At 30.3% G+C, this 14,359-nt stretch carries 13 protein-coding genes, 1 CRISPR repeat array and 1 other annotated feature; of the genes, 12 read left to right on the top strand and 1 reads right to left on the bottom strand.

The features are described 5' to 3' along the window. The first annotated feature begins 69 nt into the window (after positions 1 to 69). From cas5c to ASHG_RS08100, 8 genes are all read left to right on the top strand, one after another. Positions 70 to 786: a type I-C CRISPR-associated protein Cas5c gene (gene cas5c / locus ASHG_RS08135; protein ID WP_040398786.1), complete on the top strand. Its 717-nt coding sequence runs from the start codon at positions 70 to 72 to the stop codon at positions 784 to 786. Beyond that, a complete protein-coding gene (gene cas8c / locus ASHG_RS08130) occupies positions 783 to 2,672 on the top strand; it encodes a type I-C CRISPR-associated protein Cas8c/Csd1 (RefSeq protein ID WP_040398785.1) in 1,890 nt (629 codons plus the stop codon). Before cas5c ends, cas8c begins: the two co-directional genes overlap by 4 nt. Next, entirely contained in the window at positions 2,665 to 3,528 is an 864-nt protein-coding gene (gene cas7c, locus ASHG_RS08125) for a type I-C CRISPR-associated protein Cas7/Csd2 (RefSeq protein ID WP_040398784.1), read from the top strand. The genes cas8c and cas7c overlap by 8 nt, the downstream gene beginning before the upstream one ends. After that, complete coding sequence (gene cas4 / locus ASHG_RS08120; protein ID WP_040398783.1) at positions 3,529 to 4,182, top strand: CRISPR-associated protein Cas4; 654 nt, start codon at positions 3,529 to 3,531, stop codon at positions 4,180 to 4,182. Next, entirely contained in the window at positions 4,179 to 5,207 is a 1,029-nt protein-coding gene (gene cas1c, locus ASHG_RS08115) for a type I-C CRISPR-associated endonuclease Cas1c (protein WP_040398782.1), read from the top strand. Before cas4 ends, cas1c begins: the two co-directional genes overlap by 4 nt. A 3-nt stretch (positions 5,208 to 5,210) precedes the next feature. Next, positions 5,211 to 5,504, top strand: coding sequence for a CRISPR-associated endonuclease Cas2 (gene cas2, locus ASHG_RS08110; protein WP_040398781.1), 294 nt, complete (start codon positions 5,211 to 5,213; stop codon positions 5,502 to 5,504). A 122-nt stretch (positions 5,505 to 5,626) separates the two neighbouring features. After that, a CRISPR array of direct repeats spans positions 5,627 to 7,300; the repeat unit is 32 nt; unit sequence GTCACTCCCTTCGCGGGAGTGTGGATTGAAAT. Positions 7,301 to 7,453: 153 nt separating this feature from the next. Beyond that, a complete protein-coding gene (locus ASHG_RS08105; protein ID WP_040398780.1) occupies positions 7,454 to 7,966 on the top strand; it encodes a nitroreductase family protein in 513 nt (170 codons plus the stop codon). A gap of 146 nt (positions 7,967 to 8,112) precedes the next feature. Beyond that, the gene (locus ASHG_RS08100; RefSeq protein WP_040398779.1) at positions 8,113 to 8,892 is read left to right on the top strand and encodes a Cof-type HAD-IIB family hydrolase; all 780 of its coding nucleotides are present in this window, start codon (positions 8,113 to 8,115) and stop codon (positions 8,890 to 8,892) included. Positions 8,893 to 8,940: 48 nt separating this feature from the next. Here ASHG_RS08100 and ASHG_RS08095 read toward each other — a convergent pair whose 3' ends face one another. Continuing rightward, complete coding sequence (locus ASHG_RS08095; RefSeq protein WP_040398778.1) at positions 8,941 to 9,987, bottom strand: exonuclease/endonuclease/phosphatase family protein; 1,047 nt, start codon at positions 9,985 to 9,987, stop codon at positions 8,941 to 8,943. An 86-nt stretch (positions 9,988 to 10,073) separates the two neighbouring features. Here ASHG_RS08095 and ASHG_RS08090 point away from each other — a divergent pair, with 86 nt between their 5' ends. From ASHG_RS08090 to ASHG_RS08080, 4 genes are all read left to right on the top strand, one after another. Further along, complete coding sequence (locus ASHG_RS08090) at positions 10,074 to 10,586, top strand: AI-2E family transporter (RefSeq protein WP_040398777.1); 513 nt, start codon at positions 10,074 to 10,076, stop codon at positions 10,584 to 10,586. Positions 10,587 to 10,728: 142 nt separating this feature from the next. Continuing rightward, positions 10,729 to 10,962: a binding site (T-box leader), on the top strand. A gap of 91 nt (positions 10,963 to 11,053) precedes the next feature. After that, complete coding sequence (locus ASHG_RS08085) at positions 11,054 to 12,085, top strand: thiamine pyrophosphate-binding protein (protein WP_244264287.1); 1,032 nt, start codon at positions 11,054 to 11,056, stop codon at positions 12,083 to 12,085. A gap of 93 nt (positions 12,086 to 12,178) precedes the next feature. Next, on the top strand, positions 12,179 to 12,571 hold the full coding sequence (locus ASHG_RS09430; protein WP_244264286.1) for a thiamine pyrophosphate-dependent enzyme: 393 nt from the start codon (positions 12,179 to 12,181) through the stop codon (positions 12,569 to 12,571). A 230-nt stretch (positions 12,572 to 12,801) separates the two neighbouring features. After that, positions 12,802 to 13,668, top strand: coding sequence for a DegV family protein (locus ASHG_RS08080; protein WP_040398776.1), 867 nt, complete (start codon positions 12,802 to 12,804; stop codon positions 13,666 to 13,668). The last annotated feature ends 691 nt before the right edge of the window (positions 13,669 to 14,359 follow it).

The raw sequence follows: 14,359 nt of genomic DNA, 5'->3' as shown, positions 1-14,359 counted from the left end.
AATATTGAATTTGATTTTATTTTCAAAATATAATACACTAATAATAACATGAAGATGAAAGGAGGAGAAATGGAAAAATCAAAATATTTTTATGCCAAAGTTTATGGCCCCAGAGCCTTGTGGACGAGTCCAGAATCAAAAGGAGGAGGTGAGAAGCTTACATATCAAGTTCCTACTAGAGAAGCTTTAAGAGGAATAATAGATGCAAATTATTTTAAACCAACAATAAAAAATGAAATTGATGAGATTAGGATTATGAAAAAAATCGAAACTTACTCAGTTGGAACAAGGCTATTAATAAACGGAAATTCTTCAGATCTAAGTAATTATACCTATTTAACAGATGTTTGTTATTATGTAAAATTTCATTTTGAATGGAATTATAATAGGGAAGATTTAAAAAATGATAGAAATATGAGAAAGCATGAAGAAATAACTGAAAGATCCTTAAAAAGAGGTGGAAGAAGACCTATATTTTTGGGAGTAAGTGAATGTATGGGATATATAGAAAAATTAAATAAAAATGAATATGAAAACGATATCGGTTACTATGATGAAACTAACTTATCTTTCGGTCTTATGTTTAATGGTTTTATATATCCCAATGAAAATAAAGAGAAACTAAAATCTACATTTACTCATATAGAGATGAAAGAAGGGAGAATTAGTTTTATAAAAGCGGAAGAATGTAAAATTATTAATGAGTTGAATGGGTACAACTTTAAAATCTCAAACAAAATAAAAAGTGTAGATGAGGAATTAAGTGAATATGGGAGAAAAATATGAGCCTACTTCAAGCACTTTATAATTCATATGAATATGCAAAAAATAATAATATGATTGATAAGTATGATTCTAATGACGTAATTCTTCCTTTATACCACGATAATAAAAAGTCTAATGGTAAAAACATAGTTTCTTTGAAAATTAATAAAGATTCTAACCTTGTTGATGCATATTTTTTGAACAAGGATGATAATATAATATTTCCAGTAACTGAGGATTCTGTTGCTAGGTCAAGTGGAGCTAGTCCACATCCTTTAGTAGACAATGGATCATATTTATTTGATATAGGTTCAAAGAAAAATGTTGCATATATGAATCAGTTGAAAGATTGGCTAGATTATAGTGGTGATGATTTTTTAAACATAGTTTATAAATTCTTATCTAATTCAAAATCATTTTTAGAAATTATAGATAATTTATATGTAGATTATGAAATTAAAGGAAATTTAACAATAAGTATAGATGATCCGAATAGTAAAAATAACAATAAAAAGGATATAGATTTTTCTAAAATTTTTTTCACTTTTACTATAGAAGATTATGATGGACTTAAAGACATGTCTTTAAATAAAAATCATAAATTACACGAAATATATTTACAATACATTAATCATTTAAATAAAAAAGATTCTCAAAGAGAAAAAATAATTTGTAATATAAGTGGGAAAGAAGATTATTTGTGTACAAAGCATAGACCTTTAATGGCTACAGCTAGGTTAATATCACAAATCACGGCAAATAATGAAAATTTTTATGGTAGATTTAAAAGTCCAGATGAAACTATTAAAATAGGTGCAAATACTAGTCAAGAAATTCATCTTATGGCAAAGTATCTTTTATCATCAGAAAATACTAGCGTGTGGCTAGGAGATAATACATATTTAGTAAATTGGTTTTCAGATGATATAAAAAATGAGACTTGTATAAATTTGAATTCGAGAATTTATAAGATTAGAAATAATATTTCAAACACAATAGGTGGAGAGAAAAATAAAGAAGTTGGAGAATCATTTTTAAAAGGAAAGATTTTATTTTCGGATGATTCAAAGTATTATGTTGGAATTTTTGATAAAATTAGCAATGGAAGAACAGCAGCAAAATATTTTAAAGAGTTAGATGTTTCAATTTTAAAAGAAAATCTTCAAAAATGGCAAAATAAATATTTTTGGTATGGATTTAATAAAAAAATAAATGATGAAATAATATATACTCCAAGTCCTTATACTATTACACTTGTATCATACGGAGTTGAAAGAAGTGGAAAGATATCGCTTGATAATAAAAAAATTTTGAGAAGTCAAATGCAAAATATCATATCTTGTATCATTGAAGGTAAAGATATAGGTGATAATATTGTAAAATCTTTAGAAAAAAATATAAAATCAAGAATTAAGTATAAAGATACTTGGAATACAGTAAAAAATACTTCTTTGTCAATTTTAAGATATAAATGGGGGATTAAAGATAATATGTTAGATAAAGAAAATTTGGATAGGTCTTACCTTTATGGTAGATTGTTAGCTTTATACGAAAGAGTTGAAAAATTATGTTTTGAGACTAAAGATAAAGATAATCAGATTACTAGAATAACAAATGCAGAAAAATATTGGACAAGCTTTATAAATAATCCAGTTACAATTAATTTAAGATTAAGAGATGCTATAAAGCCATATGAAAGAAAATTAGCTGCAAATGAAAATAAAAAAAGAATATACTTTAAAATAAAAAATCAAATTAACGAAGTAACAAATCTTATCGCTGATAATTATGATTATAGAAAAGAAGAAAATAGAAAAGCATTAAGTTCAGGATTTATATTTGGATATGAAGGACAAATTCAAGATATATTTACAAAAAAAGATAATAAGGAGCAAATAGATGATTAATAACAAAATAGATTTCATATTTACAATAAAAGTGGAAGGTGCAAATCCTAATGGAGATCCTTTGGCTGGAAATATGCCTAGAATCGATACAAATGGTTTTGGAGAAATAAGCGATGTATGTATAAAAAGAAAAATCAGAAATAGAATGCAAGATATGGGTCATGAAATATTTGTGAAATCTGATTATAGAAGTGATGATGGTTTCAATTCATTAGAATCTAGGTTTTTATCTAAATTTGATAAAAAAGATAAAAAATCTACAAATAGAGAAATAGAAGAAAAAGCATGTCAATATTGGCTTGATGTAAGATCATTTGGACAAGTTATAACCTATATGGAAAATAGAGCTATGGGAATTAGGGGTCCAGTATCAATTTCAATCGCAAAGTCTATAGATACAGTTGATATAACAACTATGCAAATAACTAAAAGTGTAAATGGAAAAGAAGAAAAAAGTGGAAAAAGAAGCTCCGATACTATAGGATCAAAAAGTTATGTAGACTATGGAATATATGTGGTCAATGGAAGTGTAAATGCATATTTTGCTGAAAAAACTGGATTTGATGAAAAAGACTTAGAAGTTTTGAAAGAAGCTATAAGAACCTTATTTATAAACGATATTTCATCAGCAAGACCAGATGGATCAATGGAAGTTAAAGATATTTACTGGATAAAACATAATTCTAAAATAGGAAATGTATCAAGTGGTAAATTAAAAGATTTATTGATTTACGATATAAGCGATGAAATAAAATTGAAAAGAAGTTATAAGGAATATAATATTAGACTTGATGATGAAAAACTTAAAGAATATGAAGAATTAGGTATAGAAGTAGAACATTTTTCAGGATTATAAATGTATGGTATAGATGATTATTTAATGTTAAGTGGCATCCAACACTTCTTATTTTGTAAAAGACAATGGGCTTTGATTCATATTGAAAATTTATGGGAAGAAAATATATACACAAGTGAAGGGGAAATTCTTCATTCAAAGGCTGACAAACCATTCATAAAAGAAAAAAGAAAAAATAAAATAATATCAAGAGCTATGCCAATAAGTTCAAAAACTTTAGGTTTAAGTGGTATTTTAGATGTTATAGAATTTGAAAAATCAGAAGATGGTATAAGTATAAAAGGGAAAAATGGCAAGTGGAAAGCAACTATAATTGAGTATAAAAGAGGAAAAAAGAAAAAATACTCCTATGACGATTGTCAACTTATGGCAGAGGCTATTTGTTTAGAAGAAGAATTTGGCGTAAATCTAGAATATGGATACATTTATTATGGAAAAACCGATACTAGAGAAAAGATAATTTTTGAAGATAAATTAAGAAAGCTGACCATAGAAACTGCAAAACTTATGCACCAATACTACAATAAAAAAATCATTCCTAAAGCTGAATTTTATAGAAAATGTAAATTATGCTCACTATATGAAGTATGTAATCCAAGGCTTACAAAAAAACCTAAAAGCATTCACAATTATTTGTATGGAGAAGATTTATGAAAAAACTATTAAATACTTTGTATATAACAAATCCAGATGCTTATTTAAAAAGAGAAGGAGAAAATATACTTATATTTATAGATGGAAGATGTATAAAAAGATATCCTATCCATATCTTAAGTCAAATTATTTGTTTTAATTATATGGGTGTTAGTCCTTCTCTAATGAAGCTTTGCATGAAATCAAATGTAAGTATAAGTTTTTATGATCCGCATGGAAATTTTTGCGGAAGAGTTGTTGGCAAAAGTTATGGAAATATCTATACTAGAAAAAAACAATACAAAATCAGTGAAAGTGATAAATCTTTGGATTTTTCAAAAAATATAATTTATGCAAAGGCATATAATTCTAGAAAATTATTAATCAGAGGAAAACTAGATCATAAAGATAAAATAAACTTAGAGAAAATGGAAAAAGCAATATATAGAATAAAAAACTTAATGCTAGAAATTCCAAGATCAAAATCTAAAGATGAACTTAGAGGAATAGAGGGGAAAATCGCATCGGAATATTTTTCTGTATTCGATGAACTTATTGTAAAACAAAGAGAAGATTTTTATTTTAATGGAAGAAACAAAAGACCTCCACTTGACAGGGTTAATGCCTTATTGTCGTTTATGTATAGCATTTTAGCAAATAATATAGCTCAAGCATTAGAAGGGGTGGGGATAGATTCATATGCAGGATTTTTTCATACCGATAGACCGGGAAGAGTTAGTATGGCATTAGACATTATTGAGGAAATGAGAGCTCCAATAGTAGATAAATTTGTCCTCAGTCTTATAAATTTAAATAGACTAGATAAAAACAAGTTTGAAGTAAAAGAAAATAATGCCACCCTATTAAATGATAAAGGTAGAAATATAGTTTTAAATTACTGGAACGATAAGTGCCACGAAGAAATATATCATCCCTTTATTGAAGAAAAAATACCAATAGGACTTTTACCACATATCCAAGCACAGCTTTTAAATAGCTATTTAAGAGAAGATATAGAATCCTATCCACCATATCTAAGGAAGTGATAAATGCAAGTATTAATCACCTATGATGTAAAGACATCAAGTAAAACAGGAAATAAAAGATTGAGGCAAGTAGCAAAAATATGCACGAATTATGGACAAAGAGTACAAAATTCGGTTTTTGAATTGAATATATATCCTTCGGATTTAGTTAAAATAAAATCTCAATTAAAAAAAGTTATAGATTTAGAAGAGGATAGCATAAGAATATATAATTTAGGGAAAAATTGGGAGAGAAGGGTAGAATCATTAGGTAAAGATGAAACATACAACCCTGAAAAAGATTTATTAATTATTTGAGATACCTGTTTGAACATATAATAAGTTCACCTATCTCATATATTTGATAAAAATTAGATAAAAATTCGTAAAAATATAAGTATAATCTTAAAAAAAAGTCTTGCAAAGACTCAAAATTTGCAGTCACTCCCTTCGCGGGAGTGTGGATTGAAATATAGGCTAAAGGTTGATAGGCATTGGAAGTCTACTACAAGGTCACTCCCTTCGCGGGAGTGTGGATTGAAATAAAATCAATATTCTTTGCCTGCACTTTATATCGATCAAGTCACTCCCTTCGCGGGAGTGTGGATTGAAATTATGTGGTCTGCTGTAGTAAGTAAAACAAGACAAGCGTCACTCCCTTCGCGGGAGTGTGGATTGAAATAGCGTCTTTTTTGCATAAAAAATGGGCGTGTTGCAGTCACTCCCTTCGCGGGAGTGTGGATTGAAATAGTATCTAAATTAAATCCATTAATAATAGTTTGAGTCACTCCCTTCGCGGGAGTGTGGATTGAAATGATTTATATTAAGTCCTAAAATACTTGCTTGACGGTCACTCCCTTCGCGGGAGTGTGGATTGAAATTAATTAGGAAATGAATTAGATCCTATACTTGAAGATTTAAGTCACTCCCTTCGCGGGAGTGTGGATTGAAATTAATACTGCCATAATTTCCTCCTAATTAAATAATTGTCACTCCCTTCGCGGGAGTGTGGATTGAAATGATAACTTCCATCGACACTCCTACAATTATTATGACGTCACTCCCTTCGCGGGAGTGTGGATTGAAATATGTTTTCCTGTACGTTTTGATAATTAAAAATTTTTGAGTCACTCCCTTCGCGGGAGTGTGGATTGAAATTTAAAACTGACCTATTTTTAGCTGTTGATATAAAACCAGTCACTCCCTTCGCGGGAGTGTGGATTGAAATCAATCTTGTCCAGTCTTGGTCTGTTTTTTGTTCTAAAGGTCACTCCCTTCGCGGGAGTGTGGATTGAAATTTCAGCCAGCGATTTATTACCGGCATATACAATCCTTTGGTCACTCCCTTCGCGGGAGTGTGGATTGAAATCTTGTAAAATATTGGTGTTTGCTTGGTATTTTTTAAGTCACTCCCTTCGCGGGAGTGTGGATTGAAATTCGCTTACTTTCACACTACCATTATACATCCTATTTCGTCACTCCCTTCGCGGGAGTGTGGATTGAAATTGTTATTTTTAGATCGTGTGTTAAATTTCCTATTAGTCACTCCCTTCGCGGGAGTGTGGATTGAAATTCCCCAAACATCTTCTGGGAAATTTAAAATAAAAGTTGTCACTCCCTTCGCGGGAGTGTGGATTGAAATGATTGTGCCAGTAAGCTCGCTAAAGACCTCCATATGTCACTCCCTTCGCGGGAGTGTGGATTGAAATAATACATATCATGTTATTAATCAATTTAATTATGTCACTCCCTTCGCGGGAGTGTGGATTGAAATTCTATGGATTGAGGAAGCTTACGAGATAATGGACGAAGGTCACTCCCTTCGCGGGAGTGTGGATTGAAATTTTAAAATCGCCAACGATTGTTTTTATACTTATCAAGTCACTCCCTTCGCGGGAGTGTGGATTGAAATCTTAAAAGTTTTACTGTCAATAGCAATTACTTTCGGTCACTCCCTTCGTGGGAGTGTGGATTGAAATTTTACTAATTGTTTGCATATAAGCACGTCTTTTTGGTCACTCCCTTCGCGGGAGTGTGGATTGAAATGGTATTTAGAGGAGAAATAAGCCCATCAAAAATTATGTCACTCTCTTTGCGGGAGTGTATATTGAAATCGAAATCTTTGTCTTTAGGTGAAATTTTGGATTAGCTTACTCATTTCATGAGATTAGTTATTTAAGTTGTTCTAGTATTAGAAAATATAAAAATATAAGATTAGTTTGAATCTTAAATTTTTGATATTAATGTAATTATAAGAAAGGGGTATTATGGAATTTATTGAACTTGTTAAGAATCGTTTTTCTTGTAAAAATTTTTCTGATAAGAAGGTAGAAGATGAGAAGCTTGATCTTATTCTTGAGGCTGGGAGGTTTGCTCCTACTGCTAAGAATAAGCAAATTCAAAGAATTTATGTTTGTAAGTCTGATGAGGCGCTTTTAAAGGTCGATGATTTAACTCCGTGTAGGTACAAGGCTCCTCTTGTTCTTCTTGTGGCCTATGATGAGAGTGAGGCTTTTGTTTATCCTGGTGGAAAATATAATTCTGGGGCTGAGGATGCTTCTATTGTTGCAAGTCATATGATTTTGGCTGCAGCAAGTCTTGGAGTTGATTCTTGTTGGGTTAATTTTTTTGATCCTGATAAGGCGAGTGAGAAATTTTCTTTGCCTGAAAATGAAAAAGTCCTTGCCATGATTGATTTGGGTTATGCAAATGATGGGGTAAAGCCTTTGGAAAAACATTTTAAGAAAAAAGATCTTGATGAAACTGTTAAGTTTATTTAATTTTTTATTTGAAGATGTAGGATTTGTATCCTATGTCTTTTTTTATATGTTATTATATAGGTGTTTAGACCATATTTTGATTTTTGAAATTTTAATATAATAAATATTTTGGGTGTATTTTTATTTTAAAAAAGTTAGGAGAAATAATGAAAAGAATAAAGATGGTATTTTTTGATATTGATGGGACTATGATTTCTTTGGATAAGGAGGGGATTTCTGAAAAAACTGCTCTTTCTTTGAGAAAACTTAAGGAAAATGGGATAAAAATTTGTGTGGCAACGGGCAGGTCTCCTATTCAACTTCCTGATTTTTCTGGAATTTCCTTTGATGCTTATTTGAGTTTTAATGGGTCTTTGATTTTTAATGATAAGGAAGATATTTTTAAAAATCCTCTTTCTAAGGATGATATTTTCACCTTGATGGAAAATGCTAAGGCCATGGATAAGCCGATGGCAATTGCTACTAGGGATCTTTATGCCTGCAATGGGACAAATTTTGATTTAAAGGAGTATTTTTCTTTTGGTGGCAGTCAGCCTAAAGTTTATGATGAATTTGAAGATATTATTGAAAATGATGATATTTTTCAAGCGATTTTGCCTATTAGGGAAAATGAATATGAGAGGGCAATGGAAAATATTTCTTCTACAAAAATTGCAGCTTGGTGGGATAGGGCTGTTGATTTGATTCCCAAAAATGGCGGCAAGGGCAAGGGAGTTGAGGAGATTTTATCTTATTATAATATTAAAAAGGATGAGTGCCTTGCTTTTGGTGATGGCAATAATGATTTGGAGATGTTTGAGGCTGTTGGATATGGAATTTGTATGGAAAATGGGTCAAGAGATTTGAAAAAAGTTTCCTACGATATTTGTAAAAGCGTTGATGATGATGGGATTTATTATTATTTGAAAGATAAGGGGATAATTTAGAATTTTTAAAAGCCTTGATAGAAATTATCAAGGCTTTTATATTATCTTTTATTTTAATACAAATTCCATTACAACTGGATTGTGGTCGGAGTATTGGAAATTTTCTTTTGTTTGGGTTTTTATGGTTTTTATCTTGATATTATCTGTTGCCAAAAATCCATCTATAGTTGAAAGGTAGGCATTTTTTCCTGTGTAGGGTTTGTCATTTACTACAGATGTTTTTCCATTTTTGTCATAGTAAAGTTTTATATTTTTTGTCAACATTTCTTTTGGGAAGGGACTTGGGTTCCAAATTCCTTCTGGGAGTTTTTTGAATTTTCCTGAAAGTTCTTGGTTAAAATCTCCTCCAACGATAAGGTAATTTCCTTTTTTATATTCCTTGTTTATAAAATCTATTATTTCTTTTGTTTGGGCAACTCTTCCCTTATTTCCTGATTCGTAGGCATCAAGGTGAACATTTACTATTACAAGTTTCTTGTCCGAGTTTTTGATATCAATATAGGATGGATTAAAGGCTCTTTTTAAGTTTACAAGTCTTGTTGGAAATTTGTGGGGGATTTCTTGTTGGTATCTTTTCGATTTTTTTATTTCAAAAGCAGTTTGAGTCATTATGCCCGATTGGACTTTTCCCATTGGTGGGATTGGGTAGGGGATAAAATCTGTTTTAAAGTTTAGGGCAAAAGTTGATGATCCCAAGAGATTTTCCCTTAATTTTTCCACTTGATTTATGTGAAAAGACCTTTTAGAATCATAGTCTACTTCTTGAAATAATTTTATATCAGCATCTATATTTTTGCTGGTAGAAATTATATGGTCGATTGATTTTTCTACGTGATTTTTATTTATGGGAAAAACCATTTGACCCCCATCCATAAAAAAGTCCGTATCCTTATCAAGGCCTCCATAGCCTATATTCCAAGTCATAGCCCTATAATTTTTGCCAATTTCAGGAATATCTTCTCCCTTACCATATACTTTTACATCCTCAATTTTTTCTGGCCTATATTCTCTAATCCAAAGATAGGATAAAAGAATCAAAAATCCTAATAAAAAAACTCCTATTAGGATTAGGAAAATTTTCAAAATTTTTTTCATACACACCTCTTTTTTGAACAAATTGTTCAAATTTTTATTATTAGTATAATATAAATACCCAATTTGAAGTATTTGAAAGGAATAATATGAAAAAAGAATTTTTGAAAAAATATTTAAAAGAGACAGGCCTTGGTCTAAAAGATATGCTAAGGGCTCTTTTAATTTCATCGATAATAAATTTTGTAGTTTTGGCTATTGGACTTGGGATTTTGAAAATAAAATATTTTATTTTAATCGCCATTTTAATAGCTTTTGTGGACCTACTTCCAGTTTTAGGAGCGGGCATGGTTATGATTCCCTGGGCTATTATAGAAATTTTTATGGGAAATATGAAACTTGGCTTCTCTCTTGGGATTTTATTTGCCCTAACCTTTATAATCAAACAAATTATAGAGCCAATAATTTTGGGAAGAACAATCGGTCTTAATCCATTTTTGACAATTTTAATAACCATAGCTTTTATGATTTTCCTATCTCCGGGCCTTGGAGCTCTTGTAGGGCCAATAGTTTCAATGATGATTGGAACTTTTTTGGAAGTTAGGAAGGCTTTTGAATTTGAAAAAAATCAAGATGAAAAAATAGAAGATAAAAAATCTTAATCTATAAATCCTCATGAAAATTTAGAATTAAATTTTTTCTATCTTTTTGCATGAGGATTTTAATTTTACATATTATTTTGTATTTTAGAATTCTAATTTTCAATAATTATAGAAAATATTCGTAAAAATTTCAAAAAAGATTTGACAAAATTTCAAAAAGAGTAAAGTCATGGAGAATCACAGAGAGTAGGCGGTTGGTGGAAACCTACATTTAAAATGAGCTTGAAAATCCTTTTTCTTATGTTAATCTGAACTTAAAGTAAGATTTGCCGCCGTGGTTGGCGTTATCGTAACCCTGCATTGTTAGATGTTTGAGAGCTTATTTTTATACAAAAAAATAAGAAAAAAGGTGGTACCGCGATAATTCGTCCTTTGTCATTAGACAAGGGACTTTTTTTATTGGGTTTTTTAAAAGGGGTAAGTTAGTTTTACAAATGTGTTAGAAATTTTAGAAAGGAATAGCTTTTATGAAAATACGAGGGGCAGAAATAATAGTAAAAACCTTGATTGATGAAGGTGTTGATACAATTTTTGGCTACCCTGGTGGCTCTGTTATCCAAGTTTTTGATGCTCTTTACGATTATAAAGATAAGTTAAAACTTGTAAGGACAAGTCACGAGCAAGGGGCAGCCCACGCAGCTGATGGCTATGCTAGATCGACTGGAAAAGTTGGCCTAGTTTTGGCTACATCAGGACCTGAAGCTACAAATATTGTAACAAGAATTGCAACAGCTTTTATGGATTCAATTCCCCTGGTTTGTATAACAGGAAATGCTGGAAGAAAACTTTTGGGCAAGGATTCTTTCCAAGAAATTGACATAATGGGAATAACAATGCCAATTACCAAGCATAATTTTATAGTAAGGGATGTAAAATTTCTCCAAGATACTATAAGAAGGGCCTTTATGATTGCAAATTCTGGAAGAAAGGGACCAGTTTTGATTGATATCCCAAGCGATATCATGGCAGAGCTTTGTAACTATGAAAAAAAGGAAAGTTTGAAAGAAGAAAAAAAAGAGCTAGTCAATGAAGATGAGATTTTAGAAATTGCAAAGTGTATAAATTCTTCAAAAAAACCAATCATTTATTCAGGTGGTGGAGTTACTGCATCAGAAAGTTTCAAGGAATTGAGAAAATTAATCAAGCTTTCAAATATTCCTGCCTGTAACACAATTATGGGAATTGGAGTTTTGGGATATGAGGATGAATTAAATCTTGGCATGCTTGGAATACATGGGAAATATTCCACCAACAATGCCATTAATGAATGTGATTTGTTGATAGCTTGTGGAGTTAGGTTTTCTGACAGGGTTGCCCTAAATACCAAAAAATTTGCAAAAAATGCAAAAATAATCCATATCGACATTGATAAGTCAGAAATTGATAAAAATATTTATGCAGACTATAAACTTGTGGGAGATGTTAAGGAAGTTTTGAATGCTCTTTTACCAAAAATTGAAAAAAAAGAAAGACGTGACTGGCTTGATTATATAAATTAGCTTAGAAAAGAAGATTATAGGCCGGAAGATAGTGAGTATAAGATAAAACCCCACCAAGTTATAAAATATATTTCCAAAACTTTAGGAGAAGATATGATTTTTGTAACAGATGTTGGCCAGCACCAAATGTGGACAGCCCAATATTGTGGAAGAACAAAACCAAGGTCTTTTTTGACAAGTGGTGGACTTGGAACTATGGGATTTGGTTATGGGGCAGCCATGGGAGCTAAAGTTGGAAATCCTGATAGAAATGTTGTTTTGATAACGGGAGATGGGTCTTTTAATATGAATTTCAATGAAATTATTACAGCAGTAAATAACAATATAAAAGTTATAACCGTTGTTATGAACAATAAGACTTTGGGCATGGTAAGACAATGGCAACATCTTTTATATAATGACAGGTTTTCGGGAACTAATATGGAGGAAAATATTGACTACATAAAGCTTTCAAAATCCTTAGGAGCTTGTGATTTTTCATACTAGAATCCTTAACATTTTTCACCAGCCAATGTCTCTCTAAAAATTCATCTAGCTTACTTTTCCACATCATAGCTTTATAATTTTGTAATACTATAGATTTATGAAAAATCAAGCATTTATTTTTAAAATTATGCAAAAATTAAGTAAAATATTCTTAATAAAATTGTTTTAAAAATTTGAAACAGTATAGTTTAGAAAAATTGAGAATTTGAAAAGAAAAAAATGGAGAAGTAATGGAAAAAGTAAAAATAATAGCAGATTCAGGGTGCAATATAGACCTTGAAATGGCAAAAGAATACGATATATCAATTCTTCCTTTTAAAATAAATTTCAAAGACAAGTCCTATACAGACCTTTACGAATTAAGTAGGGAAGAATTCTTAAAAAAATACAAAGAAAGTAAGGAAAGAGTAACAACATCAACGCCAGGACCGGGAGAATTTTTAAACTTACTAGAAAATGAATACCAAAAAGGCTATAGGAATTTTCTGGTTTTTTCGATAAGTAAAAAATTTTCAGGAATGAACCAAATGATGGAACTTATGAAAGATGAGTTTCTAGAAAAAAGAAAAGATGCGAAAGTTAAAGTAATAGACTCATATACAGCAACAATTGCAGCGATTTATCCAGTAATAAAAGCCTCAGAATATGCAAAAAATGGTCTAGGACTTGATGAAATCTACAAAAAAAGCCTAGATAACCTAAAATATGCAAATGTAACAGGAGTTGTAAAAAACCTAGATGCCTTGCAAAGAGGGGGAAGACTGCCCAAAACCCTAGTTAAACTTGCAAATTTAATTTCATTTTCACCTGTCTTGTGCATAGAAGATGGGGAAATAAAATTAAGAAAAAAAGTGACAGGGAAAAAGAAATCTTACAAGGAATTAATAAAATACATACAAAAATTATGTAAAAAATACGACTCCTACCAAATAATAATAGGCGGGGCAGACAGTGAAGATGAAATAGAAATATTAAAAGAAGGACTAGAAAAAGAAATTAAAAAAGCCCTAGACTTTAAAATAATAGACGTAACCCCAGTAATAGGAGTTCACTTGGGAGATGGGGTAGTATTTTGCTCAGTATTTCCAATAAAATAAATTTCTAGCCTATATAAGCTGAAAAAATTTTAAAATGCCAAAAAAATTGAAAAAAAATTGAAATATAAGTAGCTAGTATAGAAAAGTTAGTTTTTAATTTATTTATAAAAAATTAGGCTAAAAACTATCTTAACTGGGTGATTGTGTTTGATATGGCATAAGCATCCTTAAAATTATTACAAAAGCACAGAAAGTTTAAGCTTTTAGGTGAATTTAAAGAGCTATGAAAAAGTTTTGAGATTTCTCGATAATAATTAAGATAAATTGGAATAAAAAGCCTTAGGAGGCTTTTCAGACTGTTGACAAACTAAAAATTTTCTCATTTCGACCGAGTGCAACGGGCGGAGAAATCTCTTGAGATCTCTCCATGCGTTCGTTTCACTCACTTAGTCGAGATGGGTTTTAGCGTAATTTTATTTTTTGAATCATTAATTAATTATTAAACTGACTTTGTCTACGCTCTGAAAAGCTTTAGGAGGCTTTTTTTATCTTATTTAAATGGGAAATTATTAAATGGTTTTATACAAGAAGTAAATTTTCACTAAGACCTCTTTTCTTTTATTTTAAAAATAAAAAAAATTTTATAAAGTAATTTTTTAATTGAAAGATTATGATAAAAAATTGTAATAAACATAAAATACAATAAAGGCCTTATTTTTTTAAATATTATTAATAAGGCTTATTTTTAAAG

The organism is Anaerococcus senegalensis JC48, from assembly GCF_000321005.1.
GTDB classification, from domain to species: Bacteria; Bacillota; Clostridia; order Tissierellales; family Peptoniphilaceae; genus Anaerococcus; species Anaerococcus senegalensis.
This window is presented reverse-complemented; position numbering and strand designations above follow the sequence as displayed.